Here is a 24950-nt window from a genome sequence, read left to right on the forward strand (position 1 = left end):
GCACGCCGCCCCAGGGCTTCGGGCAGCACCGGTCTGATGTTTTCCTCAGATATGATTTCGGTGACGATTCCGACGCAGGAGGGCCTGATGACCACCGAATCCGTCACGCGCAACCGTGTCGATCGGCGCCGCGAGCGCACCCGCAACGCCCTGCTCGGTGCTGCCCGGAAGTTCCTGTCCGAGGGGCGAACCGCGGTGAGCATTCAGGAGATCACCGACGCCGCCGACGTCGGATTCGGCTCCTTCTACAACCATTTCGAGTCGAAGGAACAACTCTTCGACGCGGCGGTGCGCTCGGCGTTGCAGGTCTACAGCGAGATGCGCGACGCCATCGTCGCGCTCTACGACGACCCGGCAGAAGTGTTCGCGGTGAGTTTCCGCATGACCGGACGTTTGCAGCGGCAGGTGCCCGAGATGGTTCGGGTGATCCTGAACTCCGGGATGTCGGTATTGCTGCGCGAAGAAGGTCTGGCCCCACGCGCCCGTCACGACATCATCGCCGCGCAGGAGGCGGGCCGCTTCGACCCGATGGACCCGGATATGGCGGTGATGGCCGCGGGTGGGGCCCTACTGGGTCTCCTGCAACTGCTCGACGCGCAACCCGGCGCCGACGTCGAGACGCGGACCGACGACATGGTGTTCCACGTCTTGCGCATGTTCGGCATGAACAAGCGATCGGCGCACAAGCTCGCCACCAGCCCACTGCCACCACAGCCCCAGCTCTGAACACCGCCGGCCGACGCCGGCGCATCACCGCCGAACGCTCGGCGCGAAGTCCGGAAGCGAGGCACACAGCGCGGACAAGCTGCCGCGACCGTCCTGCACGGTGCCGTCGGGCCGCACGACAAGCGTCGACGCGTGACCGCTGCGCATCCACCGAGACAGCTCCGAGTTCGGTGCCGGGCACACGATGACACCGCCGCGTCGGCGGACCACAGCGCGGTCCCATGCCGTCGGATCTTCCAGGGTGATGACGGCGTATCGGCCGCCGATGACGTCGTCGACGCACTGCCCGTCCGGCATTCGATCGTTCGGAATCAAGCGACCGGCGAGAAGACCGTGTATCCACCTCGCCGTCACCGGTGAGGAGTCGCGCAGTGGTGGGGATTCACCGCTGGTGACCATCCGGGCGAATCCCGGGATGTGCTGCAGGTACGGCGCGATCAGGCCACGCAACCGGTTGCCCAGTTCGCCGCCTTCGGTCATGGTCAGCCCGGTGAGCTTCGCCAGCCGAATCATCTTGCGCGCGTGGGGTTTCCTTTCCCTTTCGTAGGTGTCGAGCACAGCGGCCGGCAACTCGGCGCGCAGCACTCCGGCCAGCTTCCAACCGAGGTTCGCGGCATCGCGGATACCCGCGCCCATCCCCTGCCCGATGAACGGCGGGGTCAAATGGGCCGCATCCCCGAGCAGGAACACGCGCCCCTGTCGCCACCGATCCGCGAGTTGCGCGCGGAAGGTGTATTCGGCGACGCGCACCACTTCCATCTGCTCGTACTCGGTCTCGCCGAGCCACGGGCCCAGGAGCGGACGGAGGGCAGCCGAATCCCGGTAATCGTCGGCGTTTTCACCCGGATGCAGCCGAAATTCCCATCGGTACCGCGTCTTCCCGATGCGCATATAGGTAGCCGCGCGATCGGGATCGCAGACTTGGTGGACACCTTCCCAGTGCTGCAGCTCGGTCGTGGCGGCGATATCGACCACAAGCCATCGCTGCTGGAATCGCAGGTCTCGCATATGTCCGCCGATTCGATTGCGCACCAGGCTGTTCGCCCCGTCGCAGCCCAAGACATATTCCGCTCGTACGGCCTCGGTCCGCCCGCCCGATCGATCGGTGAATTCCACGCGCACGCAGTCGTTCTCCCGGACTACGGCGGTGACGTCCGCATTGCCGCGCATTGTCACCTGCGGGTACCGAGCCAGGTTGCGACGAAGAATCGCTTCCAACTCCGGTTGGTCGAACAGGTTCGCCTCCGGATGTCCGTTGCGACCGCCCGTCGTATCCCGATCGAACTGTGCCAGCACGCGGTGATCCGGATCCGCCAATCGCAAACCCAGCGCCGGACGGGAGACGGCGTCGAATTCCGCACCGACACCCAGTCGTTCGAGGATCCGGCGGATTTCGCCGTCGAGGTGGACAGCGCGCGGCTGCGGGTAGACACCCTCCCACCGCTCGAGTACCAGCGATTCGATCCCGTACTGGGCGAGCAGCGTGGCCGCCGTCAACCCGGTCGGGCCCGCGCCGACGATCACGACCTGTACCACCGGCGAGGTCACGACAACACACCCCGCACCGCGGCGACGGACGCGATGGCAGCGGGACCGCCGCCGACCGCGGTGGGTCCGATCGTCATCGACGCCTCTCCACTCTCCAGGTGACGGCGTAGCGGGCCAGAACAGCTTCGACCGCGGCGCGGTCGGCGGTGGAGTCGAGCACCACCGTCGCGACGACGGCGCCGTCCTCGACCGCCGCGACGATGTCGGCAACACCGGCCGCATTCGCCAGCGCGTCGACCAGTTCGCACCGTGTCGCATCGGCGCGCAGGCCCAACTTGTACGGTTTGCCGACGTCGGTGACCGGCAGCGCGTCGAGGATGGTCACGGTCTTCGGTACGGCCGCGCGTTCGTGCATACGCTCGGCGGCCCAGCGCACCAGCTCGTCCTCGGTGACGTTCGCGTCCCCGGTGAGCGCGACGTAGGCGACCGGCACCTCACCGGAGTGCACGTCCGGGCGGCCGACGGCTCCCGCCGCGCCGACCCGGGGGTGGGACAGCAGGACGTCCTCGATGGTCGCGGGATCGATATTGTGACCGCCGCGAATGATGAGATCCTTTGCGCGACCGTGCAAATGGATGAAGCCCTCGGCGTCGATATGCGCCAGGTCGCCGGTGTTCAGCCAGCCGTCGATCACCGTGCCGAGTCCGTCGAGGCGGTGGCCGGCGTCGGTACGGCCGGTGACATAGCCCGCGAAGACAGTGGGTCCATCGACGACCAGCACGCCGATTTCCCCGGCAGGCAGGTCTTCCCACGCCCCGTTGTCGGCCGCGCGGACGACCGCGACGCGCTGGTAGGGCATGCGCTGGCCGACCGCGCCGGGTCGGGGAACGTCCGGAAAGCTGCGCGCGGTAGCGCACGTGGCCTCGGTGAGGCCGTACCCTTCGACGAGGGTCACGCCGGTATGTTTCTGAAAATCCTCGCGCACTGCCGCCGGCAGCGGCGAGGCTCCGACCATCGCGTAACGCAAGCTGGAGATATCCGCCTGGACCGGGCACCGGGCCAGCACCGCGTAGACGGTCGGCACGGCGCTCATCGCCGCAATCCGGTAGTGCGCCACGATGTTCCAGAACTCCGCGTACAGGGCGAGATCGCGGTATCCCAGCGGACCCGCCCACACGACCGACTGGCCGCGGAACAGCGGCGCGAGCAAGGTGACGACGAGCGCGTTGACGTGAAACAACGGCAGTGCCGCGAACCCCACCGCTTCGTCGTCGAGCAGCGAGTTGGCGGCGATCATCCACGCGTTGGCGACCTCACCGGAATGACGATGAGCGGCCAGCTTCGGCACACCCGTCGTTCCGCCGGTATGGAACAGCGCCGCCAGATCCGATCCCGTAGGCGGCTGCCCGGCGAATTCGGTCGAAACCTGTTCTGCGGCAAGCAGCTCGAGGTAGCCGACCACGACGCCGTCGATGACCGGCAGTGCCGGCCGAGGCTGCCCGGTAGCCGTCGGACGCATGACGAGCAGCGCGTCCAGCAGACCTCGCTCGGCCAGCTCACGCGCGGTGTCCCAGGTATCGGGCGCCAGCTCCGGACCCGCGGCGATCAGTGTCCTGGCGCCGGAACGGCGCAACAGTTCCGCGATGTGATCGCCGGACAGCCCTCCGTTGATGGGAGCGGCGATGCCCGCCAGCTGTGCGGCCAACGTCGCCGGAATCAGCTCGGCACAGTTCGGGGCGATGAGCGCGACCGCATCGGAGCGGCCCACACCCAGCTCGTGCAGCAGATTCGCGTAGCGATGGACGTCGGCGAGCAGCTCGGAGTAACTGCGCTGCAAAGGTTCTCGCCAGCGAGACGCATCGGGCAGCACAGTGAGTGCCCGTCGCCGCGGCCATCGCGTCGCGGCGCGGACGAGCAGCGCGTACGTCGATTCCGGCAAGCCACGCGCCTCGAGTGGAATCGACTCGATCGTCTCGAGGTCTGCCGGGCTCTCGTAGCGCGGCCACAACAGTTCCTCGGACGCGCCGACCAGGGACGCGGTGTCGGTCATCGGGCGTACCTCACGACCGTGCGCTGGCGGCCGAGGTCGAGCACGTCGTCGTCGGTGCCGATCGCGGCCTCCACCACGTCGCCGTCCCGCAGATACTTCGGATTCCGGGCCTGGCGGGAGAAGAACAGCTTCCACTTCACCTTCGGCGGCAGCAGGGAGCCGATGATCTCCACCGGCTTGGGCGGGGCACTGATCGCGGTGCCGACCGGCGTTCCGGTCAGCAGCAGGTCACCGGGGTCCATCCGCTGGAAGCGGGTCAGTTCCCGCAGCGCGTCGACCGGCCGGTAGATCATGTCGGCAACCGTCATGTCCTGCCGTAGTCCGCCGTTGACCCACAGCCGCAGCCGGAGGTCGGTGAACCGCTTCAGCTCGTCGGCGTCCAGCAGCACCAGCGCCGGCCCGACCGGGGTGAAGGTCGGGTACGACTTCGCCTCGTAGAACTGCGTTTTCGGCAACTGGACGTCGCGAGCGGAGACGTCATTGGTGACGACCAGCCCCGCGACGTAGTCGGCGAGATTCTCGGCGGTGACCTCCGAGCCGACCGGCATCTCCCGGCCGAAGACGAGCCCGATCTCCACCTCGTAATCCAGCAGGGACACATGGGCGGGCCGGATCACATCGTCGTACGGGCCACTGATCGAACCCGATGCCTTGCGGAAGAACGTCAGCGGCACGGTCTCGGGGTCACCGCCGGAATCCTTCACGTGGGAGGCGAAGTTCGTCATCTGCGCGACCACGCGGCACGGCGCGGTCACCGGAGATATCAGCGAAAGGGTCTCCACCGCAACGGTTTCGGAGCTGCGGGCTGCCGCGAGGACGGCGCCTCGATCCGCCAGCAGCTCCCGGGTGGTGGTCGCGGCGGTGTCGATCCGGGCGGCGCCCGCTGGTGTGCGCACCCACCAGCCGTCGACGGTGCGCAGTACGGAGATGGTCATGAGTTGGCTACTTTCAACAGGCCGCGCAGGCGGCGGAAATCGAATTCGTTGTCCTCGCGCAGCGCGGCGACGATCGCGCGTGCCTCACGCAACGACTCGGCTCCCGGCTTGATGCCGAGGAAGTCCTTCGTCGCGGGTGGTCCCCACTGGGCCAAACCGGACGCGCTCATCGGAGCCCAGCCCGGCTCGACGGTGGCATCGAACATGTCTCCGTCGCTGAAGTGTTCGACCATGAACCCGTCGGGGTCACGCCAATAGTCGAAGATCTGACTGCCCTGGATATGCCGGCCGATGCCCCAGGATCGGCGATAACCCTGCTCGCGCAGATACTCGCCACCCGCGGCGAGAGCGTCGAGGTCCGCCACCTGATACGCCGAATGCACGTACCGGTTCGACGGGCCCAGGGTCAGCGCGAGCGTGTGATGGTCGGCCGGAGTGCCCGCTCGATCGCAACGGATGAAACTCATGACCGGCCCGCGCTCCCGCTGGCCGGGGTAATAGAGGAAGTCGCTGACGATCAGTCCGAGATTGTCCAGGTACCAGTCGAGGGTCTCCCGGTATCTCGTGGTTTGCACGACGACGTGTCCCAGCCGCTGCACCCGCGCCGGCACTCTGGCCGGTCGCTGGGTGGCGTTGACCCGCACGATGTCGTGCCCCGTGTTCAGCAGGTGCGGTGGCTGCGGGGCGAGAGCATCGAGGTCATGCGCGCCGGCGACGACCCGCACCCGGAGCCCGCTCGGATCGGCAAGATCGACGGCCGCTCCCCCGAGTGACTCCGCCAGCGGCACGATCCGAGCGCCGCGCGCCTCGGACAGGCGCAGCAGGTCTGCGGAATCGGCGGCACGGAAGGCCGGGCCGACGAATCGGGATCGGGCGCCGCGCCGGATCAGGACACACGGTGCGCCCGGGTCCGTGCCCCGCAGGTGCAGCTGATCGGGCGTCCGCATCGCGGTCGTGAAGCCGAAAGCGTGAGCGAAGGTCTCCGCCTTGTCGAGATCGGGCTTGTCGAACTCGAGCCACGCGAGGTCGAGCACCTTGACGACCGGGTTGCGCGAACGCCCGGGGTGTTCACCCGGCAACGCGCCGTGCTCGCTGTGCAGGCCGCTGTGCACATCGTGATGGCCGCTCATCGGCCGCTCCTTCCCGTAACTGACGATATCGTCACTCACGAAGATATCCACAGTCAAGAGTTGATGAGAATTTCGTCAGTATTGACAAGAGCGGCTACTATGACGGGCACGGAGGCGAGAAGAGGTGATGCAGCGATGACCGCACAGACCGGAGCCCGGCCGAACCGGCTCGAGCGCCGCAAGGCACGCACCCGCGCCGCGCTCGTGACGGCCGCGCAATCGCTGCTGGCGGACGGAAAAGTGAACGTCCCGATCGTCGAGATCACCCAAGCCGCCGACGTCGGCATGGGCTCGTTCTACAACCATTTCCAAAGCCGGGAGGAACTGTTCCGGGCAGCGGTCGAGGAGGCGCTCGACCGGCACGGCGCACTGCTCGACCTGCTCTGCGAAGACCTCGACGACCCGGCGCAGGTGTTCGCTCAGAGCTTTCGGCTGACGGGCCGTATGCACCGGCGCAATCCGACCCTGAGCAAGGTTCTGATCAACAACGGGCTCGAGCTGGCCGGCTCGACGAAGGGGCTGGCTCCCCGCGCTCGCCGCGATATCGAATCCGCGGTCGAGGCAGGCCGATTCGACGTGCGGGATCCGGAACTGGCCATGACGATCGTCGCGGGCGCCACGATCTGCCTCGGGCGACTGCTGCACGACCAACCCGACCGCGACGACGGCGAGGCCACCGATTCGGTGACCGAAGATCTGCTGCACATGTTGGGCCTCTCGCGCGAGGACGCCCGCGAGATAGTCCAGCGTCCGCTGCCGTCGCTCGATACGTCCCCGCGCGATACGTCAGCGGCCGGCCTCGCCTAGCCTGCCGCTCGCAGCAGACGTCGAATGAGCAAGGGAGACAGCGGAAACAGGTGATCGCCTGACGTCGACGTCGAGCTGCCCGGTGAGTTCGGCGACCAATTCGCCTCCGTGCCCGGCCGGCGCGGTGCCGAAGACGAAGCGGTCCGGACGGAGCAGCACTATCCCGGCGGAACCGACGCCGGCCCTGGCGAACCATCGGATCAACGCGCCGGTGTGGTCTTCGACATCGGCATGGTCGTCACCCGTCGTGCGCCCGTCGCCAGGGGCACCCTGGGGCCGCCCGCCGAAGGGATAGACGGTGACGAATCGTGTTCCCAGCGCTTGCAACGCGGCCACATCGTCCGCATCGAGCACGGCACGGGGGTCGACGCCGTAACCGAGCACCGAGAAACCCAGGCCGAGTACATCGTCGAGACGCTGGTGACGGCCGTCGTAGGTGCGGACCTCCGGTTGCGGGGACAACGCCCCTTCCACGCCGCGCCACCCGAATCGCCGGCGGGGCAGTCCGAGGTATGCGTCGCGGCGGAACCGCGGACGCGGCTTCATCTTGGCGGCGCGGATCCAGCCACCGAGGCCGGGAGTGCGCAACGAGGCCTTCATCGCGATGTCGCGGGCCGCCGCGATCAGTGGGTTGTCGACCGACACCAGCGATTTGTTGAAGACCGAGAAGTCGATCATCGCCTCGGCGTGCGGGCGGCGTTCGGTTTCGTAGCTGTTCAGAATGTCCTGGCCGGCACCGTGTTTCAGGATCGCGGTGAGCTTCCAGGACAGATTGTCCGCATCGCGCACGCCCGAGCCCATACCCTGCCCGACGAACTGCGGTGTCATGTGCGCGGCGTCGCCGGCGAGCAGGATGCGCCCGACGCGCCAGCGATCGGCGACCACGGCGTTGAACGTGTAGACGAGCTTGCGCAGCACCTCGACCTCGTCCGGGTGCACGAAACGGGCGATATGCCGGCGGACTGTTTCCGGGTCCTCCATCTCCTGTTTCGTCTGCGATTCGGTGAGCATGAACTCGAATCGGTGATGTCCGTCCGGTTGGGGACACGACACGATCGGCAGATCGGGGTCACACACGAAATCGAAGTACGGCAGGTGCCGGAAGGCGTCCACTCCGTCTTTCGCCTTCAGGTCCACCACCAGCCACCGTTCCGGAAAACTGGTGCCGGTCATGTCGATTCCGAGCTTCGTGCGCACGACACTGCGCCCGCCGTCGCAGCCGATCAGGAACTCGGCCCGCACTCGCTCGGTGGTGCTCGGATCGGTTTCCGATTCGCGCTGACCGTAGCCGGTGCCACCGCATCCGACGTGCTCGACGACGACACCGTCGGGGCCCTGGTCGACATCGACAACCTCACGGCCCCGGCGCACCGTCACATGCGGGTATCTGCCGAGGGCGCGTTCGAGACCGTTCTCCAGATAGGGCTGGTACAGGAAGTTGACCACCGGCCAGCCCAGCGGGCGCTGGACCTGTTTGAACTGCACCAGCACACGTCCGTCGCGGCGCACCCATTGGACGGCGGAGTCGGTGTTCATATCCGCGGCGAGTTCGTCTGCGGTACCGGCGGTTTGGAAGATCCGCATACATTCGTCGTCGGTGTAGACCGCTCGGGCCAAGCCGTAGAATTCCGGTTCGCGTTCGAGCACCAGCACGCTGATCCCGCGACGGCCGAGCAGATTGGCCAGGGTCAGGCCGGTCGGGCCCAGGCCGACGACCACGACGTCGTAGTCGGTGGTACTCATCGTGACAATCCTTCTGCGAGCTCGGGAACGGTGATCTCCGGAGTTCCGATCGTCTGCAGCGCCTGCCGGAACTGGGCGAATTTGCCCAGGACGGTCTCTCCCACCGGGGTGTGGCCCCAGATGCTGATGCCCTGATAGGTCCTCGGCTCCCAGGTGGATTCGAGTTCCGGGCCGACCACGATCGGGTTCCAGCCGACCTCCAGCTCGAAACCGGAGGGGGTCACGCAGTAGAACGACAACTCCCTGTCGTTGGTGTGCTGACCGACCGACCATTGCATCCGGAACCCGAGCGCGGTGACCCGCCCGAAAGCGGCGAGCATATCGTCCAGCGTCGCGGATTGAATGTTGATGTGCTGCACCGAGGTTCGAATCGGATCGAGCTTCACACCGCGCACGTTGGCGATGGCGATCGAGTGGTGTCGCTCGTTGACCCGCAGGAATCGGATCTTCATCTTCAGCCCGGACACGGTCTCGTCGATGTAGTCCGACAACCGGGAATCGAAGACGGTCTGGTAGTAGCCGCGCATCGCCTCCGGTTCGCGCGAGATCATCGCCACGTGCCCGAGTCCGGCCTCACCCGTCACCCAGCCGGAGCTGATCATTCGCAGCGGCTCCGGGGTGGTGACCGGTGTCGTGAAGATTTCCTGGGCGATGCCTTTCGGGCCGGCGAAGCGCCACAACCGCTCTACCCCTCGCAGTACCGCGTCCTCGGGTGTCGCCTCGATGACCGGGATCCCGCGCTCGGTGACCCGCGCGACGATGCGGTCGAAGGTTTCATGATCGTCGACCTGCCAGCCCAACGCGATGACGTCCTCGGCCGAGCCCCGGCGGATCAGGAACCGGCAGGAGCGATCGTCGAGGCGAAACCGCACGGTATCGCTGTCGAGATCGTCGACGTGCAACCCGATCGCATCGGCCCCGAAGCGCCGCCAGTCGGTCAGCCGATGCGATTGCACGACAACGTATCCCAGGTGCACCGCACCGAACACCGAAGCATCGGTGCGCGGGCGGAGGAACTCGCTCATCGGTCCGCCTCGAGAAAGGCGGTGGCCAGGGTGTTGAACAGGTCCGCACGTTCCCACTGCACCCAGTGGCCGGCATTCGCCGCCAGGTACAGATCACAGTCGGGCATGGCGTCGGCCAGCATGCGCCCACCGGCGGGCCGATTGACCTTGTCGTCGGCCCCCCACACGACCAGCGTCGGATGAGCGACCTTGCGCAGGCGCGAGTCACGCGTGAAGTCCATTCTCCACAGCGTGCGCAACGCCAGCGGGCCCGAGGGCCGGCGCAGCGGCGGGTCCGCTATCACTTCCGGGTCGAGGCTGGCCCGGTAGCGGGCCTCGATGAGCTCGTCCGGCACCGCACTGCCGTCGTAGACCAGATACTCGCGAATGAACGTCGAGAGCTTCTCCCGGCTGGGTCCGGAGCCGGTGTAATAGCTCAACAATTCCCGCAGCCCCGCCGTCGGCAGCGCCCGCGTGGTGCCCACGCCACCGGGCCCCATCAGGATCAGCCTGTCGACCTTCTCGGGCCGATCCATCGCCAGCCGCAAGGCTGCCGCGCCACCGTAGGAATTGCCGACCAGGTGCGCGGACGCGATGCCCAGTTCGTCCAGCAGCCGGCCGATCGCCCCGGCGAGGTCACCGAACGGATCGGACTGGTTCACCCGCTTGGACGACCGGCCGTAGCCCGGCATGTCCGGCACGATCACACGAAACTTTCGCGCCAGCGCGTCGATGTTGCGGGAGTAATTCGACAACCCGGTCGCGCCGGCGCCACCACCGTGCAACAGAACCACAGCCGGGCCGGATCCGACCTCACTGAAGAAGATCTCCCGATCGCCGACCCGCACGGTCCGCCCGGTTCCGACGCCCTCGTCGATGCTAGTCACGACACCTCCACACCTCTTTGTTGATGAAATCATCAACTGTGGAGCACGGCCGCGTCAAGCTTTTCTGATGAAAATGTCAGAATTAGCCGACCGCTGAACGGGAAATATCGCCGGTGCCGCGCCTCGGCGATGGCAGGCTCGGCATATGAGTACCTCCGTCGACGCCCACGCCGTCCCCGAACTGCTGGAATTGCCCACCGAACACGGCGTCCTGCGCTACCGCGACACCGGCGAGGGCCCGCCGCTGCTGATGCTGCACGGATCCGGACCCGGTGTCACCGGCTGGCGCAACTTCAGCGGTAACGTGCCGACGTTCGCACAGCAGTACCGCACGCTCGTTCTCGAGTTCCCCGGATTCGGGGTCAGCGACGACTTCGGCGCGGCACATCCGATGATGTCGGCGCAGCAGGCGGTCACGGCGTTCCTCGACGGGCTCGGACTCGAGACCGTCCGGATCATCGGGAACTCGATGGGCGGTTTCGTGGCAACGGAATTCGCTCTCGCCGCGCCGCAGCGAGTCGAGCGCCTGGTGACCATCGGCGGCATCGGCACCACGATCTTCGGTCCGCAGCCCGGCGAGGGAATCATCCGGCTCAGTGAGTTCGTCGAGAATCCGACCCGCGACAGCTTGGTCGCCTGGCTGCGCTCGATGGTCTACGACCAGAACATGCTCACCGAGGAGCTGATCGAACAGCGCTGGCAGCAGGCCACCGAACCCGGCGTCCTGGAGAATTCGCGGCGGATGTACGGACGTGCGGCGCTGGCACGGATGGCGGAGGCGGCGCGTGCCGCCGATGTCACACCGGGCTGGGCGAACTTGCGCCGGATCTCCGTTCCGACGCTGATCACGTGGGGGCGTGACGACCGGGTGAGCCCGGTCGACATGTCGTTGATCGCGATGCGGACCCTGCCGCACGGCGAGGTGCACATCTTCCCTAACTGCGGGCACTGGGTGATGATCGAGCAGAAGCAGGCGTGGGAGGCGACCGTCTCGGCGTTCCTCGCCCGCTAGCCACAGTGCCGGCGCCGGTTCCGCCGCACCTGTTGTGCGGCTACGGGACCGGCGCCGAGGGCTGCCCCATCACCGCTCGCAGACCGACGAGCAGCATCTTCATGCCGCGCAGCTGCAAAGCCTCCACCTCGGAGAAATCGCCGCCGACCTCCTGGTCGACCCACTGGATGTAGGCCTGACGGCTGGTGTGCACGATCAGCTCCGCCGGAAGTCGGCGCAGAAACGGATCGTCGCCGAGTTCGACTCTCGCCGAAAGGAATTCCGTGATCGGCCCGCAGAGCTGCTCGCCCCATTCCAGCCAGCGCAAACGGTACTGCGGCGTATGGATCATCAACGTCATGAATGTGCGGTCGGACTCGGGCGTCCGGCGCTTGTAGACCTCGGTGGTGAACGCGCGCGCCAGCGTTTCGGCGACGTCGGCGTCGGCCGGCGCATTCTTCAGGAAGTCGATGATGATCGCCTGGCTGCGCCGGAACAGCGGCCCCATGACGTCTTCCTTCACCGGGAAGTGGCGATGGAAAGTCCTCGGCGCGATGCCGACCGTCTCGCAGATGCGCTCCACGGTCGCGGAGGTGTCACCGTCGGCGACGAACATATCGCGCGCGGTGTTCGCGATGGCCAGACGCAGTTCCTCCGCGCGGCGTTCGGTCAGCGTCGGCCTGGACGACTTGCTCACGGCCTCTGTCCTCCTTGATCGCAGTCCACAGTAACGCTTACACTCAAGTCTGTCAGAATCTGACATATAGTCACATTCTGCCGGTGTGGCGCTTGGAGGCAACAGATGGCAACGGTGCAGCTCGAACAAACCCCCAACGCGATGATCGATCGCGTGGCGTCGCTGCTGGAAGCATTCGTCGGGCAGCGGCCCATGACGCTGGCCGACATCACACGGCGGTCCCAACTGCCTCGCTCGTCCGCGCATCGAATCCTGCAGCGGCTCGTGGAACTCGGCTGGGTGGAACGCCACGGCTTCGAATATGTCCTGGGCATAAGGATGTTCGAGTTCGGGTCGCAGGTGGTGCGCCAGCGCAGCCTCAACGACGTGGCGACGGCCGTCATGACCGGATTGCACCGGCGCACGGGTCTGACCGCACATCTGAGCCTGCTGTCCGGCGCGGAAATCCTGCATCTCCATCGGGTCGGAGCCTGGCCGATGCCGGGGCGGCAGTGGGCGGTCGGCGCACGCCAGCCCGTCGAACTCACCGCGGCCGGTCATGCGCTGCTCGCGGCGATGGATCCGGAGCAGTGGCCCGAGTTGCCGTTCGCCGTCGCCCCCACCCGCTACAGCGTGCGGACTCGCCGGCAACTGGAACGCGAGTTGGAGAAGGTCCGCGATCGCAGCGGGGTCGCCGTGGACTCGCAGGGCTGCGCACTGGGAGTCACCGTGGTAGCGGCCGCGCTCGACATCGACGTGGACCGCGGTCGCATGGCGGTATCTCTGTGCGGTCCGACGCGCTCGATCAAAACCACGGCGGTCGTATCGGAAGTGCGCCTCGCGGCGAACGAGATCCGGCGCGCGGCCTCGGCCTCGCGCCGGATCGAGCCGCGGGCGGTGCGCGTCTGACGGTCGCTGCGCCGATGCAGCGATGCGTCCTCCCGCGGGGATGGCAGCGCATCGCACCTTCGGACACGCGCAGCAGAACGGGCCCCTGCCGTCGGATGACGGCAGGGGCCCGTTGCCTCCGCGCTCAGCTCACCGCGCTGTCGAGTACGCGCAGTTCCCCGGATTCCGCGGCAGCCCGGATGGATTCGCGAAGTTGCGAGCACTGCCGGCACTCGACCGGCGCCATCGGCACCTCCCGAACGCGTTCGTCGATCGGCGTCACGAAGTCGCCTCCGCCGCTTTGCGGGCGATGTTCTCGCGGACCTGCTCCTCCCAGCCGGCCAGCGGTCGCGTGGTGTCGAGTTCGAATTCGAACCTGTCGACCATTTCGGGAGCGACATCGGCGACATCGACGTAGAACTGCTGATACCAGCGGCGCAGCTGATATACCGGGCCGTCTTCCTCGCAGAGCAGCGGATTGTCGATGCGCGCCTTGCTCTTCCAGATCGCGACGTCCTGCTCGAAGCCGAGCTTGACCCAGTCGCCGAGCGCGACGGCAGTGGCCATCGCCTGCTCCTCGGGCAGCGTCTCGGCCTTCTCGACGATGATGCCGTATTGCAGGACGAACGAATTCTCGTCGATCGGATAGTGGCAGTTGAGCAACACGGTTTTGTAGTCGCCGTGTTCGTAGTGATAGACGAGGTCGTCGATCATGAACGACGGCCCATAGTAGGAGGCCACCGACGAGGTGCCGAGCAGTTGCGGCTGGCCCACCGGTCCGGGTAGGTCGGCGCGAGCGCCGCTTTCGAAGTACTGGGTCGCCACCGGTCCCTCGAAGACATTCTTGAAGAAGGTCGGCAGGGAGCCGTGGATGTAGAAGAAATGCGCCATATCCACGACGTTGTCGATGATTTCGCGGCAGTTCGTGTCGACCACCGTGGTGTACCAGTGCCAATCGGTCCAGTTGTCGGCGCCAGCACCCGCGATCCGCGGGATGGTGACGTCCTCCGGCGGCGGATTGCCCTCCGGATCGTTCCAGACGAACAACATGCCGTCTTGCTCGAGCGTCGTCCAGGCCCTGGTGCGCGCCAGTGGCGGCACCCGGCGGGCGTACGGGATCTGCTTGCAGCGCCCGTTGCCGCCCCAGCGCCAGTCGTGGAAGGGGCAGGCGATCTCGTTGCCCTTGACCTCGCCGTCGGACAGGTCGCCGCCCATATGCCGGCAGAACGCGTCGAGCACGTTGACCCGGCCGTCCTCACCGCGGAAGACCACCAGCTTGGTGCCGAAGGCCCGGATCGAATGCGGCCGTCCGTCGGCGAAATCTCTGATCAGCCCGAGACAATGCCAGCCGCGGGCGAATCGCGTGGGCACTGCCCCTGCCTCGATCCGGCGTACCTCGTCATGCGTCGTTGTCATGTCCACCGTCCTTTCACGCCTGTTTCATCTGCTTGGCCCACAGCCATTCATGTCCCCAATAGCTGTCGGCGGTGATCTCCTCGGCGGTGTAATAGGACTCGTCGACCAATTCGCCCGCGGTGCCGTATTCGATATCCCAGCCGCCGGGCACCCCGACGTAGAAGGACACCATTTTGTCGTTGGTGTGGCGGCCGAGTGTCGACGACACCGGGAAATCCCGTGCCATCACCTGGTCGAGCGCCTGCCCGACGGCATCGAGCGAATCGACCTCGACCATCACGTGAATCAACCCGGGATCACGGCCTTCCAGCGCGGGCATGATCGCCAGGCTGTGGTGGCGCTGATTCACTCCCAGGAACCTGATCCGCAGCGGTCCGGCACCGGGAGGTGAGGGCATCCGGAACGCCCCGCGCGACAGGAAGCCCAGCGTCTCGGTGTAGAAGGTGTAGGACTCCTCGAAGTTGGCGGTCGGCATCACCACGTGCCCGAGTCCCTGTGCGCCGGTGACGAATCGCTGCGCGTATTTGGTGACCACCGGACTGTGCTCGAGTACCGGACCGTGGAAGAACTCCAGCGGCGTCCCACCGGGGTCGGTCATGCAGATACCGGCTTCGACCTTGCGGCGGTCGGCCAATTCCTGTGACATGGCGGTGTATTCGTATCCGGCGTCCCGCAATGTCGCTTCCAGCCGGCGCAGCGCCGGCCCGTCCCGCAATTCCCAGCCGACCGCGCTCACCCGGTCGACATCGGAACGTTCGACGGTGATCCGCGACGGGCGCTCGTCCATCCGGAAATGCAGCGCGTCCTTTTCGTCCCCGAATCCCGGTGCGAAGCCGAGCACATCGAAGCCCAGCTCCCGCCAGCGATCCACATCCGTGGCGAGCACCCGGATGTAGCCGAGCCCCTTGATTTCACTCATGGACAACTGCTTTCACTCATGAAGACAACTCGCATTCGGTTCGCTCGGTCAGATCATCACGCGCAGGGGACCCTGCGGTACTTCCACACCCAGCGAGGCCATGGCCGACGCGTGATAGGTCGTGCTGGTGACGTGGATGGCGTGGTGCAACCCCGCGTGAGCGTCGCGCCAGAACCGTTGCAGCGCATTGTCCATGCGCAGCGCGTTGCCTCCGGCGCGGTCGAAGATGTCGTCGGCGGCCCGGACCGCCCGCCATGCCGACCGGATCTGATCCCGGCGCACTGCGGCGCGCATCGCGAAATCGATCTCCTTGCCCGCGTCGACCAGGTCCCAGATGCGGTCGACGTTGGCGAGCAGCTGCTGACGGGCGGCATCGATCTCCGATGCGGATTCGCCGAGCGCGTGCAGAACGTAGGGGTCGTCCTTGACCAGAGTTCCGGTGGCCCCCACCCGATTTCGCTGATAGTCGATGCCGGCGGCCAGCACGCCTTCACAGATGCCGATCGTCGCCGACGTGATGCCCAGCGGGAACATGGTCGACCACGGCATCTTGTACAGGGTCTCGGTGACGCCGTATTCCACGGCGGCACTGCCGTCGATGACCTTGCCCTGGTCCATCACCCGGTAATCGGGGATGAACGCGTCTCGCACCACGATGTCCTTGCTGCCGGTGCCCCGCAGCCCCACCACATCCCAGGAGTCCGCCACGATCTCGTAGTCCGAGCGGGGCAGGATCACATGCAGGGGCTGCGGCGGCATGATCGGTTTGCCGTCCGCGTCGCCGACCAAGGCGCCGAGGAAGATCCAGTCACAGTGATCGGTGCCGGAGGAGAACTGCCAGCGCCCGCTCATGACGTATCCGCCGTCGGCAGGAACCGCGACACCACCGGGCATATACGGTGATGCCATCCAGGTGTCGGTGTCCGCGCCGAGAACTTCCTCCTGCACCTTGGGATCGGCGAAGGCGAGCTGCCACGGGTGCACGCCGACGATGCCGGCCACCCAGCCCGCCGAACCGTAGAGGCTCGCGGTCTTCATCACCGTCTCGGCGAACTCGCGCGGATGCGCCTCGTAGCCGTTGTACTTCTTGCGCTGCAGCATCCGGATGACGCCCGCGTCCTTCAGCCCTTTGGCCATGTCGTCGGGCAGCCGGCCGAGCGAGTCACCCTCGTCGGCCCCGTTGCGGATCTCCTCGGCGATTCTGTCGATATTGCCGATCACTGTGTTGGACATACAGCTCAGCTTGGCCGCTGAACCCGCATTTGTGACGTGAGTCTCCTACTCATCGGAACACCGGATCACCGCCCGAGCTGATCGCGGACCCAACCGGATTCGCGTAGCGGCGCCGGGCGGATGTGCGCGCCGGCGTCCGCGCCTTACCCACCGCAGACTGTTGACACTCGGCAAGACACGTGTCTATTTTCGGTGAGTCCGCAAGCCACATCCCCTCTCGGGTGCCGCAGTTCCGACGCGTCGTGGCGAACAGGCCCTGTGATCGGAGAGCCGGTGACCGAAGCCGAACGCGAACTCGGCGGGACACCACACCCGATCGAGGAGGCGATCACGGACGCCGCGAGGTTCTTCACCCGCAGGAGATCGACCATCCGCGCAGTGGTCCGCAACGAGAAAGGACTCGCAGATGACCGACCCCTCCGACGGCAGCGGCCGACCAGAGCGGCTCGACGCCGATTCGTCTGTGCCCGAACAACTTTCGGAACTCGGCTACTATCTTCTCGCGGGAGCGGGGGGTGAGGGGCCCGCGGCGCTGGTCCAGGAGGCCCGCCGAGGCGAGGAGCTCGGCCTGGGCACCGCGTTCATCTCGGAACGATGGAATATCAAGGAAGCATCCTCACTGACCGGTGCGGCATGCGCCGTCACCACACGCATGCGGATCGCCACCGCGGCCACCAACCACAACACCCGCCACCCGCTCATCACCGGCTCGTGGGCGACCACCATGCATCGCCTGTCGGGAGGCCGCTTCACCCTCGGCATCGGCCGCGGCATCGGCGCGCTCTATGCCGGCTTCGGCATTCCCGCGGTGACGACCGCGCAACTGGAGGATTTCGCCGGCGTGATGAGACGGCTGTGGCGCGGTGAAGCCGTGATCGGCCACGACGGGCCGATCGGGAAATACCCGGTTCTGTTCCTGGACAGCGATTTTCGCGAACACATCCCGCTCGGACTGGTCGCCTTCGGACCGCGCACACTCGAACTCGGCGGCCGCGTCTTCGACGACGTCATCCTGCACACCTACTTCACGCCACAGACCCTGCAGCGCTGCGTCACCACGGTAAAAACGGCTGCCGAACGAGCCGGACGGGACCCCGCCACGGTGCGAGTGTGGTCCTGCCTGGCCACCGTCGGCGACCACCTGCCCGAGGAACTGCGCCTGAAGAAGACAGTGGCACGCCTCGCGACCTATCTCCAGGGCTACGGCGACCTCCTGGTTCGCACAAATGACTGGGATCCCGCTGTGCTGCAACGCTTCCGTGCCGACCCGATCGTGCAATCGGTCGCCGGCGGAATCGACAGCAAGGCCGGCGTCACCCAGATCGAACACATCGCCGGCCTGATTCCGGACGAGTGGCTCGCAGCCGCCGCCACCGGAAGCCCAGAACAGTGCGCCCGCCGCATCCGCGACGAATTCGGTTACGGCGCAGACCGAGTCATCCTGCACGGCGCCACCCCGGACGAACTGGCACCGATCCTCGACGCCTACCGCACCGGCCGGACGTGAGGGCAGTCCGGTCGCCGCACCGACCCTAGGTCCGGCCTTCGCCTTGCAGCACCCGCTCGGTGTGTGCGGTCGACGACGGCATCGGGAAGGTCGAGACCGTGGAGGTCGCCGTGGACGAGTTCGATCGGTTCCCCCGCCCGGACCGGTCGCCGCGGCGAAGCCACGCAGGTCCGCCCCAGGCCCGCCATTAACCATGTCGAAGGTACCGATGCCCTGCGCAAACCGGCAGGCGCGTCCGGTCAGTGCGAGCGCAGCCAGTCGCGGTAGTGGGTGCTGGCCAGGTGGGCGTCCGGGGGCGCTGTCAGCTCATCGCCTTCGACCGCGGCGAACAGGCCCGCGGTGTTGTCGGTGACGACGTGGCGGTGGTCGCCGGTGGCTTCCAGTGTGATGCGGCCGAGTTCGTCGAGAGCGAAGACATCCGGACCCGCGATATTGCGAATGCCCCGCAGTGGTGCGCCGGCGGCCACCTCCGCGACCTCGGCGGCGACCTCCGCGGAGCTGATCGGCTGGATCGGGGTGGCGGGCAGGCGCACGGCGTCGCCGTCGGTGGTCGCGTCCATCGTCGGTGCGACGAACTCCATGAACTGGGTGGCGCGCACGATCAAGTACGGAATCGGCCCCGCCTCGACCAGATTCTCCTGCAGGGTTTTCGCCCGGTAGTAGGCCAGGGCCGGCACACGGTCGACACCGACGATGGACAACGTCACGAGATGCCCGACACCGGCCGCCTCCGCGGCGGCCAGCAGATTGGTCACCGTGGTGCGGAAGAAGTCGATGGACGCATCGTCGAAGGTCGGTGAATTGGTCACGTTCACGACGACCTCGGCGCCGCTGAGCGCGTCGTCGAGGCCCTGCCCGGTGAGCAGGTCGAGGCCGGTCGAGCGGGCGTGCCCGGATGCCTCGTGTCCTGCGGCCGTGAGGCGCTGGATCACCTGGGAGCCGATCAGTCCGGTGCCGATGACGGAGACTTTCATGCTGCTCCTACGGTTGGGTTCGAACTCGGAGGCCCCGGATTGCCCGGGGCGACAGGTTTTTCCGCGTGCTGCCGGCATCGGTGGACGGGGCGCGATCACCGTGGCGGCGTCGTAGTCGAGCGCGGCAATACTATCGACGCGCGGTCGCCTGCCGGGGGCCTCCGAGGGGAGGGTTTCGACGCCGCCGCCGAGTTGCGGCCATCTCGTGATCCGACGCGGACGCGGCCGCCACGGCTCATCGTTTTCCGGGCGGCGTGATTCCGGCGAGGAGGACATCGGCGACATGGTCGGCATAGGTCAGGGGGTCGACATCCGGATTGGTGTCCAGATAGTCGAGCATGCTGTCGACCATCCCCTGATACGTCACCGCCAACAGCTGCGGATCGAGGTCCGCGCGCAGCTGTCCATGGTCCTGACCGCGCCGTAGTAGTGCGGCTTGCCGGGCATACAAGGCGCTGTACTCCCGGTCGCGCAGGGCGGCACCGCCGCCGAATGCGCCCAGATTCAGCACGATCTGGCGGATCGTGCGCAGCTCGGCACCGTGGGTGGCGGGCAGCTGCGCCGCGCGCCGGATCGCCGCGCGCAGCAGATCATCGACATCGGCGTCGAGGTCGTGTCCCGCTACTCGTCTGCGACCCGGATGATCGTCCGGCCCGGTGTGCGGTGGCGGCGAGCGAATGCGGACGCCGTGTCGGCGAGCGGTCGCACGGAGCCGACGATGGGCTCGAGCCGCCCCGACCGCACCCGCTGGGCGAGATCGGCCAGCCGCGCGCGGTCGGGTTCGACGACGAAGAAGACGGCGCGCCCGTCCCTGGGCTGCGTGGTCGGCGGCATGGCGATGGTGACGAGAGTGCCACCGGGACGGACCATTTCGGTCGAGCGCTCGAGGATCGCGCCGCCGATGACGTCGAAGACGACATCCACCGCACCGGCGTCCCGGCGGTCGTCGCTGTCCAGATCGAGAAAGGCCTGTGCGCCGAGTCCGAGGACGAGGTCACGGTCGCCGGCTCGGCCGGTGCCGATCACGTGCGCGCCCACCTCGCGCGCGAGTTGCACCGCGATCGAGCCCACACCGCCTGCGGCGCCGTGAATCAGGACCGTCCGGCCGGTTGTCAGGTGGGCGTGGTCGAACAACCCCTGCCATGCGGTCAGGCCGGAAATGGGCAGCGCGGCGGCCACGATGTAGTCGATATCGGCCGCGAGCGGGGCGAGGTTGCGGGCCTCCACCGCGGTGTATTCGGCCAGCGATCCGTTGCGCGCCCAGTCGGTCGGCCCGAATACCCGCTGGCCGACGGTGAGACCGGTGGTTCCGTAGCCGAGTTCGACGACGACACCGGCCAGCTCGTGTCCGGGAATGGTGGGTGTCCGGTCGCGGCCGGCACGATCGGACCACGTTGTCGGCCAGTCGAGTTCGCCGGGCGTGAAGCCGGCGGCGTGCACCCGCACGACGACGTCGTTCTCCGCGGCGTGCGGGTAGGGCATATCGGTCGAGGTGAGCCCGGCGATACCGGAATCACGGTCGCGCACGGTCATCGCTCGCATGCTGGAGTCCTTCCCGGGACATCCCCGTCGGCAGCGGCAGATAGTCGGGCCGGCTCGGCCGGGGCGAGCCGAGAACGCTCTCGACCGCCGTCGGACGCCGGAAGCCGGGGGCGAAATGCGCGAGCACATCGGAATTCACTGTGCCGTCGATACTTTCGGGCCGGTTCCGGAGTCCGTCGATGACCTCCGGCATGACGTGCGGCCTTCCGGCTGACGACATCCCCATTCCCTCGCAGTCGCGAAGACCGCGAGGGGGTAGGGAGGTCGCGGTGACCGTGCGCTATGCCGCCGCGGGGGTGGATGCATCGGCGGGGATAGGCGCATCGGTGGGAGTGGATTTCGGCGGGAGCGGCGCGGTGATCCCGACGATCGCGCCGACCGCCGCACCGAGTGCCCCACCGAGCGCGGCAGCGGGTGCGGCGACGACCGCGGCGCCGACGGCCGCGCCGATCAGCGGGCCGGCCACCAGACCGGTCGGCAGGAACGGGATACCGACGACGAATCCGGCCGCCGCACCGAGCGCCGCGGCGGGGATCGCGAGGGGCGCGGACACCGCCGCGCCGATGCCTGCACCGATGGCCGCACCGACCCCGGCATCGACCACCGTGGCGGCACAGCGATCGGGATCGGCGGGAACCTGTTCACAGAACGTCTCGATCGGATGCTGGTCCTCGACGGGCAGCGCATCCGCGATCGGGGCCGGCGACGCGGCCGTCGTGTCGACGGGCGCCGGGGCCGTGACGGCAGCAGCCGCGGTGGCGACGGACGGCACGTCTGCTGTCGCCGCCTGGGCCGATCCGTCGTCGCCGGGTGCGTTCTGCGGGGCGACGGCCGAATTGCCCTGGACGACAGGAGCGTCGGCGGGCGGCAGGGGCAGCGGCACCGGGACGGGAATCAACCCCTGCACATCGTGCGCCAGTGTTTGCCAGTCCACTGCCAGCGGCGGCACAGCGGGTGCCTGCGCGGCGTCGGCCGGGGTGAGAACGAGATCGCCGGGAGACGCCGTGGCCACTCCCGTGCCTAAAAAGACCGCAAGCGGCAACATGCTCGCAATCAACAATGGACGTGACATGCGCCGATGACCAGTCTCCGGCATTTCACACCTCCCGGGTGTTTATCTTCGAGTTTTTCCCGACCCTCTCGAATGGTTGTGCACGTTGCGGCTGAGGTAGTTTAAGCTCCAACCCGGACCGGGCAGTGGAGAAACGGCGAATCCACGTGCGTCGATCGAATGACGATTTCGCCGCCCGAAACCGTGAATCCCAGCGTGCGGCGCGGTCGACTACGAATTATCGGCAAATTTGTGGCAGAGTCCGATCGGAACGCGATCCGCAACGCTTCCGCGCTCTCCGGGACCGGTTTCGCCACGCAGGCTTCCGATTAGCTGTCAAGCTGCCGTCGATCGCGAGCGGGTTCACCGCGACGGGCTACGCTCAGGACCCGAGCACGGGACCGGCGGCCGAGTAGACGGGTCGGATCGTGGGCCGCCTTGCTCGAAATCCTCTTCCACGGCGGCTACTCGGCGTAGAAAAGAGGTCATGGGAAGACAGGCGACCGTTGTTGTCTACGTGCTCGCACTGGTGGCCGTCGTGGTCGGCGTGGACGTGCTGTTCTTCAGACACCATTTCTGGGCGCGGCTGCTGGTGAATATCGGGATCGTGCTGGTGTTCGCCGCGTTCTACCTCAGGTTCGTGCAGCGTTCGTGACGTGCCGGAAACGAGACGGTCGACGGTTCGGGCGCACATCGCCGATATCGCAACCGCCGAGCCGATGAATTCGCCTCCGCCCCTTCGTCTGTAGTGGGAACGCTCGTCCGCCCTGCGGGGACACCGTTGATCAGCGGCGCGGGCACCCGGACTGGAGGTCGTGGATGTCGAACAGGATCGCTCGCGCGGATATCTGGGCTATGGTCCGGGCCGAACGGGCAGCGCTGGCCGAAGAGCTCGCCGGCTTGGACGAGCAGCAATGGGACCGGCCGACGTTGTGCGGGGAGTGGACGGTGGAGGAGGTCGTCGCCCACCTCACCGCGACGGCCACCATCGGCCGGTTTCGCTGGCTCCGGAGTGTGCTCGGCGCCAGGTTCGACTTCGACGAGCACAACAATCGGCGACTCGCCGAGCATCGGGGCGCGACTCCCGCCGAAACTCTGGCACGGTTTCGAGCCGTCGCCACCAGCACGGTCGCGCCGTCGGGACATACCGCGGCCTGGCTCGGTGAGGTGGTGGTCCACGCGCAGGACATCCGCCGCCCCCTCGGACTGTCCGGCACGCCCTCCGTGGACGCCGCCACCGTGGTCGCCCGCTTCTACGCCGGACGCAATTTCACCGTGTCCAGCCGCAGCAGGATCGAGGGGTTGCGGCTGGAGGCGACCGACGGCCCCTTCACAGCCGGGACCGGTTCACCGGTCGCCGGCAGCACGATCGCACTGACCATGGCGATGGCCGGCCGAATCACCTACTGCGACGACCTCTCCGGTTCCGGAGCGGCCGTTCTGCGCGATCGGCTGAGCACGGCCACCGATCACACCATCGCATGAGTCCGGACCGGGATGAGGCCCGGAATACGCTGTAGCTCAGTGTATTCCGGGCCTACTCACGCGCGCGGTGCGGCGATCAGGGTTGAGGTTGCGCGCTGCGCGACATCCCGCGCCGGGTGAAGGGATTGCGCAGCCGCGGCTTCGGCGTGGCCGCCGATTCCGCGGGCGCGGTCTTCGCGACGGCCGGCTGCGCCGGCGGTGTCTTCGCGAGATCCTGACGAGTGGCGGTCATTTCGCGGCGCGACTGCCGCAGTTCGCGGCGTATCTCCGCATGCCGGCGCGCGGAGGAGAACGCCCCGCTCAGGGCGATGCCCAGGCCGAGCATGCCGACGGCACCGACCGCGGCACCGGCGGCGAACAGTTCGTTCTGAGTAGGGGTGAAATGGGCTCCGAACACGGTGAATTCGCTCGCCAGCACGTGCGTGTCGCCGGAATTGGCCAACGCTGCGGCGATTCCGACGACCAGCGCGGCGAACAGAATGATCAACCCGATGAATACGATCATGGCTACTACCGATTCTTAACATCGATGGACTGGTGTAGTTGGGAAATAACCCGCTTCCGGATCGTCAAACAGCAGTCTCGGCAAGCGCTTCGGATGCGCACTGGTGTCCCCGCCTCCGGAACCGGTCCCACTCAACGCTTTCGGACGGGGTCTACACCCTACGCGCGGTGGAGCTCCTGGACGCCGGGCCCGACCCCTTCCGGCACCCCGTCACGAACACCCAGCCGATCGAATATCCGAGAAAATCAAGAACAATTCATTGGCAAATACATCGCGCACGGCCGCACGCGCTATTCGGTCGTGGGCGCAGCGTTCGACTGCTGTAACCGCATCTTCGAATGATGCGCGTCCCGGGGCGGTCGCGCGGCGACAATGGGCCCTCGAGAACGTGTCGTCGAGCATGCGGCTTCCGGCCGCAGCGAACGATCCGGTCAGCTCGGGTGACGATCCTCCACGGCGGACGACGACGGAGTCGCCGGTTGCGCGGGCGGCAGCGGTGCCGCGGGCGCCGGCCGGTGACCCGCACCCGGGGCGCTCGGGGATGCGGTGTTCGGTGGGCCGGAGTCGCCGGACTGCATTTCGCTCATTTCGCTCTTGAAGATGCGCAACGAGCGGCCGAGACCGCGGGCGGCGTCGGGCAGGCGTTTGGCGCCGAACAACACCACGATCACCAGTGCGATGATCAGCCAGTGGGTCGGACTCAACGAACCCATCGAAACCTCCGTTCGTGCGCCGCAGTCGCTCCGACGGCGACCACCGGCTCGGCGGATTCCGCCGACGAGATCGTTCGCTCCGGCGGCATCATTGAACGAGTCCATGATAACTTGCTGAGCCGATACGCACAGCGAATTGCTCTCTTACCTGCTTCGATCAGTCTCACCAAAAAGGCCAGAGAACGTGAATATGAAGTAACATACGTGCGTTGCCGACATGGTTGCCACCAGGCCGGCAGGTAGAGAGTCGAAGAACCGGCCGCGGTTGACGTGCGCCGGA

General features: G+C 67.1%; 25 protein-coding genes. 7 read left to right on the forward strand and 18 right to left on the reverse strand.

Annotation, left to right across the window (positions count from 1 at the left end):
• Nucleotides 1–87 precede the first annotated feature (87 nt).
• Entirely contained in the window at nucleotides 88–726 is a 639-nt protein-coding gene (locus A5780_RS14365; protein ID WP_064908700.1) for a TetR/AcrR family transcriptional regulator, read from the forward strand.
• A 24-nt stretch (nucleotides 727–750) separates the two neighbouring features.
• Here A5780_RS14365 and A5780_RS14370 read toward each other — a convergent pair whose 3' ends face one another.
• The 4 genes from A5780_RS14370 to A5780_RS14385 form a co-directional block, all read right to left on the reverse strand.
• Nucleotides 751–2274 (reverse strand): bifunctional 3-(3-hydroxy-phenyl)propionate/3-hydroxycinnamic acid hydroxylase, encoded by a 1524-nt coding sequence (locus tag A5780_RS14370; protein WP_064908674.1) that lies wholly within the window; start codon nucleotides 2272–2274, stop codon nucleotides 751–753.
• 73 nt (nucleotides 2275–2347) lie between these two features.
• Nucleotides 2348–4264 (reverse strand): acyl-CoA synthetase, encoded by a 1917-nt coding sequence (locus A5780_RS14375; RefSeq protein WP_064908675.1) that lies wholly within the window; start codon nucleotides 4262–4264, stop codon nucleotides 2348–2350.
• The gene (locus A5780_RS14380; protein WP_064908676.1) at nucleotides 4261–5199 is read right to left on the reverse strand and encodes a fumarylacetoacetate hydrolase family protein; all 939 of its coding nucleotides are present in this window, start codon (nucleotides 5197–5199) and stop codon (nucleotides 4261–4263) included. Before A5780_RS14380 ends, A5780_RS14375 begins: the two co-directional genes overlap by 4 nt.
• On the reverse strand, nucleotides 5196–6329 hold the full coding sequence (locus A5780_RS14385) for a VOC family protein (RefSeq protein WP_064908701.1): 1134 nt from the start codon (nucleotides 6327–6329) through the stop codon (nucleotides 5196–5198). The genes A5780_RS14380 and A5780_RS14385 overlap by 4 nt, the downstream gene beginning before the upstream one ends.
• 135 nt (nucleotides 6330–6464) lie before the next feature.
• On the opposite strand from A5780_RS14385, the gene A5780_RS14390 reads away from it, so the two are divergent.
• Nucleotides 6465–7136, forward strand: a complete 672-nt coding sequence (locus A5780_RS14390; protein WP_064906923.1) for a TetR/AcrR family transcriptional regulator — start codon at nucleotides 6465–6467, stop codon at nucleotides 7134–7136.
• Here A5780_RS14390 and A5780_RS14395 read toward each other — a convergent pair.
• The 3 genes from A5780_RS14395 to A5780_RS14405 are packed head-to-tail and all read right to left on the reverse strand — an operon-like array spanning nucleotide 7116 to nucleotide 10770.
• Entirely contained in the window at nucleotides 7116–8879 is a 1764-nt protein-coding gene (locus A5780_RS14395; RefSeq protein WP_082976472.1) for a bifunctional 3-(3-hydroxy-phenyl)propionate/3-hydroxycinnamic acid hydroxylase, read from the reverse strand. The two genes, A5780_RS14390 and A5780_RS14395, sit on opposite strands and share 21 nt — an antisense overlap.
• Nucleotides 8876–9904: a VOC family protein gene (locus tag A5780_RS14400; protein ID WP_064906924.1), complete on the reverse strand. Its 1029-nt coding sequence runs from the start codon at nucleotides 9902–9904 to the stop codon at nucleotides 8876–8878. The genes A5780_RS14395 and A5780_RS14400 overlap by 4 nt, the downstream gene beginning before the upstream one ends.
• Nucleotides 9901–10770, reverse strand: coding sequence for an alpha/beta fold hydrolase (locus A5780_RS14405; RefSeq protein WP_231982955.1), 870 nt, complete (start codon nucleotides 10768–10770; stop codon nucleotides 9901–9903). Before A5780_RS14405 ends, A5780_RS14400 begins: the two co-directional genes overlap by 4 nt.
• Nucleotides 10771–10915: 145 nt before the next feature.
• Between A5780_RS14405 and A5780_RS14410 the strand changes: the two genes are divergently transcribed.
• Complete coding sequence (locus A5780_RS14410; RefSeq protein WP_063015740.1) at nucleotides 10916–11782, forward strand: alpha/beta fold hydrolase; 867 nt, start codon at nucleotides 10916–10918, stop codon at nucleotides 11780–11782.
• A 40-nt stretch (nucleotides 11783–11822) separates the two neighbouring features.
• Here the strand turns inward: A5780_RS14410 and A5780_RS14415 are convergent, their stop codons facing one another.
• The gene (locus A5780_RS14415; RefSeq protein WP_064906925.1) at nucleotides 11823–12458 is read right to left on the reverse strand and encodes a TetR/AcrR family transcriptional regulator; all 636 of its coding nucleotides are present in this window, start codon (nucleotides 12456–12458) and stop codon (nucleotides 11823–11825) included.
• Between the two features lie 105 nt (nucleotides 12459–12563).
• Here A5780_RS14415 and A5780_RS14420 point away from each other — a divergent pair, with 105 nt between their 5' ends.
• Nucleotides 12564–13346 (forward strand): IclR family transcriptional regulator, encoded by a 783-nt coding sequence (locus A5780_RS14420; RefSeq protein ID WP_063015741.1) that lies wholly within the window; start codon nucleotides 12564–12566, stop codon nucleotides 13344–13346.
• 124 nt (nucleotides 13347–13470) lie between these two features.
• Here A5780_RS14420 and A5780_RS40015 read toward each other — a convergent pair whose 3' ends face one another.
• From A5780_RS40015 to A5780_RS14435, 4 genes are read right to left on the reverse strand one after another with little or no spacing between them, the layout of a single operon-like run.
• Entirely contained in the window at nucleotides 13471–13608 is a 138-nt protein-coding gene (locus A5780_RS40015) for a hypothetical protein (RefSeq protein ID WP_156511404.1), read from the reverse strand.
• Entirely contained in the window at nucleotides 13605–14741 is a 1137-nt protein-coding gene (locus A5780_RS14425; RefSeq protein WP_064908677.1) for a Rieske 2Fe-2S domain-containing protein, read from the reverse strand. Before A5780_RS14425 ends, A5780_RS40015 begins: the two co-directional genes overlap by 4 nt.
• Before the next feature lie 13 nt (nucleotides 14742–14754).
• Nucleotides 14755–15660, reverse strand: coding sequence for a VOC family protein (locus tag A5780_RS14430; protein WP_064906961.1), 906 nt, complete (start codon nucleotides 15658–15660; stop codon nucleotides 14755–14757).
• Nucleotides 15661–15708: 48 nt separating this feature from the next.
• Nucleotides 15709–16893 (reverse strand): acyl-CoA dehydrogenase family protein, encoded by a 1185-nt coding sequence (locus A5780_RS14435; protein ID WP_063015744.1) that lies wholly within the window; start codon nucleotides 16891–16893, stop codon nucleotides 15709–15711.
• 406 nt (nucleotides 16894–17299) lie between these two features.
• Here A5780_RS14435 and A5780_RS14440 point away from each other — a divergent pair, with 406 nt between their 5' ends.
• On the forward strand, nucleotides 17300–18400 hold the full coding sequence (locus A5780_RS14440) for a TIGR03857 family LLM class F420-dependent oxidoreductase (RefSeq protein ID WP_082940930.1): 1101 nt from the start codon (nucleotides 17300–17302) through the stop codon (nucleotides 18398–18400).
• Nucleotides 18401–18639: 239 nt separating this feature from the next.
• On the opposite strand, the gene A5780_RS14445 is transcribed toward A5780_RS14440, so the two are convergent.
• The 4 genes from A5780_RS14445 to A5780_RS14465 all read right to left on the reverse strand — a co-directional run bounded on the left by A5780_RS14445 (nucleotide 18640) and on the right by A5780_RS14465 (nucleotide 21928).
• Nucleotides 18640–19374, reverse strand: a complete 735-nt coding sequence (locus A5780_RS14445; protein WP_064908678.1) for an SDR family oxidoreductase — start codon at nucleotides 19372–19374, stop codon at nucleotides 18640–18642.
• 235 nt (nucleotides 19375–19609) lie between these two features.
• On the reverse strand, nucleotides 19610–19885 hold the full coding sequence (locus A5780_RS14450) for a hypothetical protein (protein ID WP_064906929.1): 276 nt from the start codon (nucleotides 19883–19885) through the stop codon (nucleotides 19610–19612).
• A 110-nt stretch (nucleotides 19886–19995) separates the two neighbouring features.
• Nucleotides 19996–20916: an NADP-dependent oxidoreductase gene (locus A5780_RS14455; protein ID WP_064908679.1), complete on the reverse strand. Its 921-nt coding sequence runs from the start codon at nucleotides 20914–20916 to the stop codon at nucleotides 19996–19998.
• A 280-nt stretch (nucleotides 20917–21196) separates the two neighbouring features.
• Nucleotides 21197–21928 (reverse strand): hypothetical protein, encoded by a 732-nt coding sequence (locus tag A5780_RS14465; protein WP_064906931.1) that lies wholly within the window; start codon nucleotides 21926–21928, stop codon nucleotides 21197–21199.
• 526 nt (nucleotides 21929–22454) lie between these two features.
• Here A5780_RS14465 and A5780_RS40955 point away from each other — a divergent pair.
• Together A5780_RS40955 and A5780_RS14470 are read left to right on the forward strand one after the other, a co-directional pair.
• Nucleotides 22455–22622, forward strand: coding sequence for a hypothetical protein (locus tag A5780_RS40955; RefSeq protein ID WP_167356756.1), 168 nt, complete (start codon nucleotides 22455–22457; stop codon nucleotides 22620–22622).
• Nucleotides 22623–22786: 164 nt separating this feature from the next.
• Nucleotides 22787–23452, forward strand: a complete 666-nt coding sequence (locus A5780_RS14470) for a maleylpyruvate isomerase family mycothiol-dependent enzyme (protein WP_064908680.1) — start codon at nucleotides 22787–22789, stop codon at nucleotides 23450–23452.
• Between the two features lie 76 nt (nucleotides 23453–23528).
• On the opposite strand, the gene A5780_RS14475 is transcribed toward A5780_RS14470, so the two are convergent.
• Both A5780_RS14475 and tatA read right to left on the reverse strand, forming a co-directional pair.
• Nucleotides 23529–23957: a hypothetical protein gene (locus A5780_RS14475; RefSeq protein ID WP_082940929.1), complete on the reverse strand. Its 429-nt coding sequence runs from the start codon at nucleotides 23955–23957 to the stop codon at nucleotides 23529–23531.
• A 431-nt stretch (nucleotides 23958–24388) separates the two neighbouring features.
• Nucleotides 24389–24670: a Sec-independent protein translocase subunit TatA gene (gene tatA / locus A5780_RS14480; protein ID WP_064906964.1), complete on the reverse strand. Its 282-nt coding sequence runs from the start codon at nucleotides 24668–24670 to the stop codon at nucleotides 24389–24391.
• Nucleotides 24671–24950 lie beyond the last annotated feature (280 nt).

The sequence above is a fragment of the Nocardia sp. 852002-20019_SCH5090214 genome (assembly GCF_001665865.1).
GTDB lineage: Bacteria > Actinomycetota > Actinomycetes > Mycobacteriales > Mycobacteriaceae > Nocardia > Nocardia nova.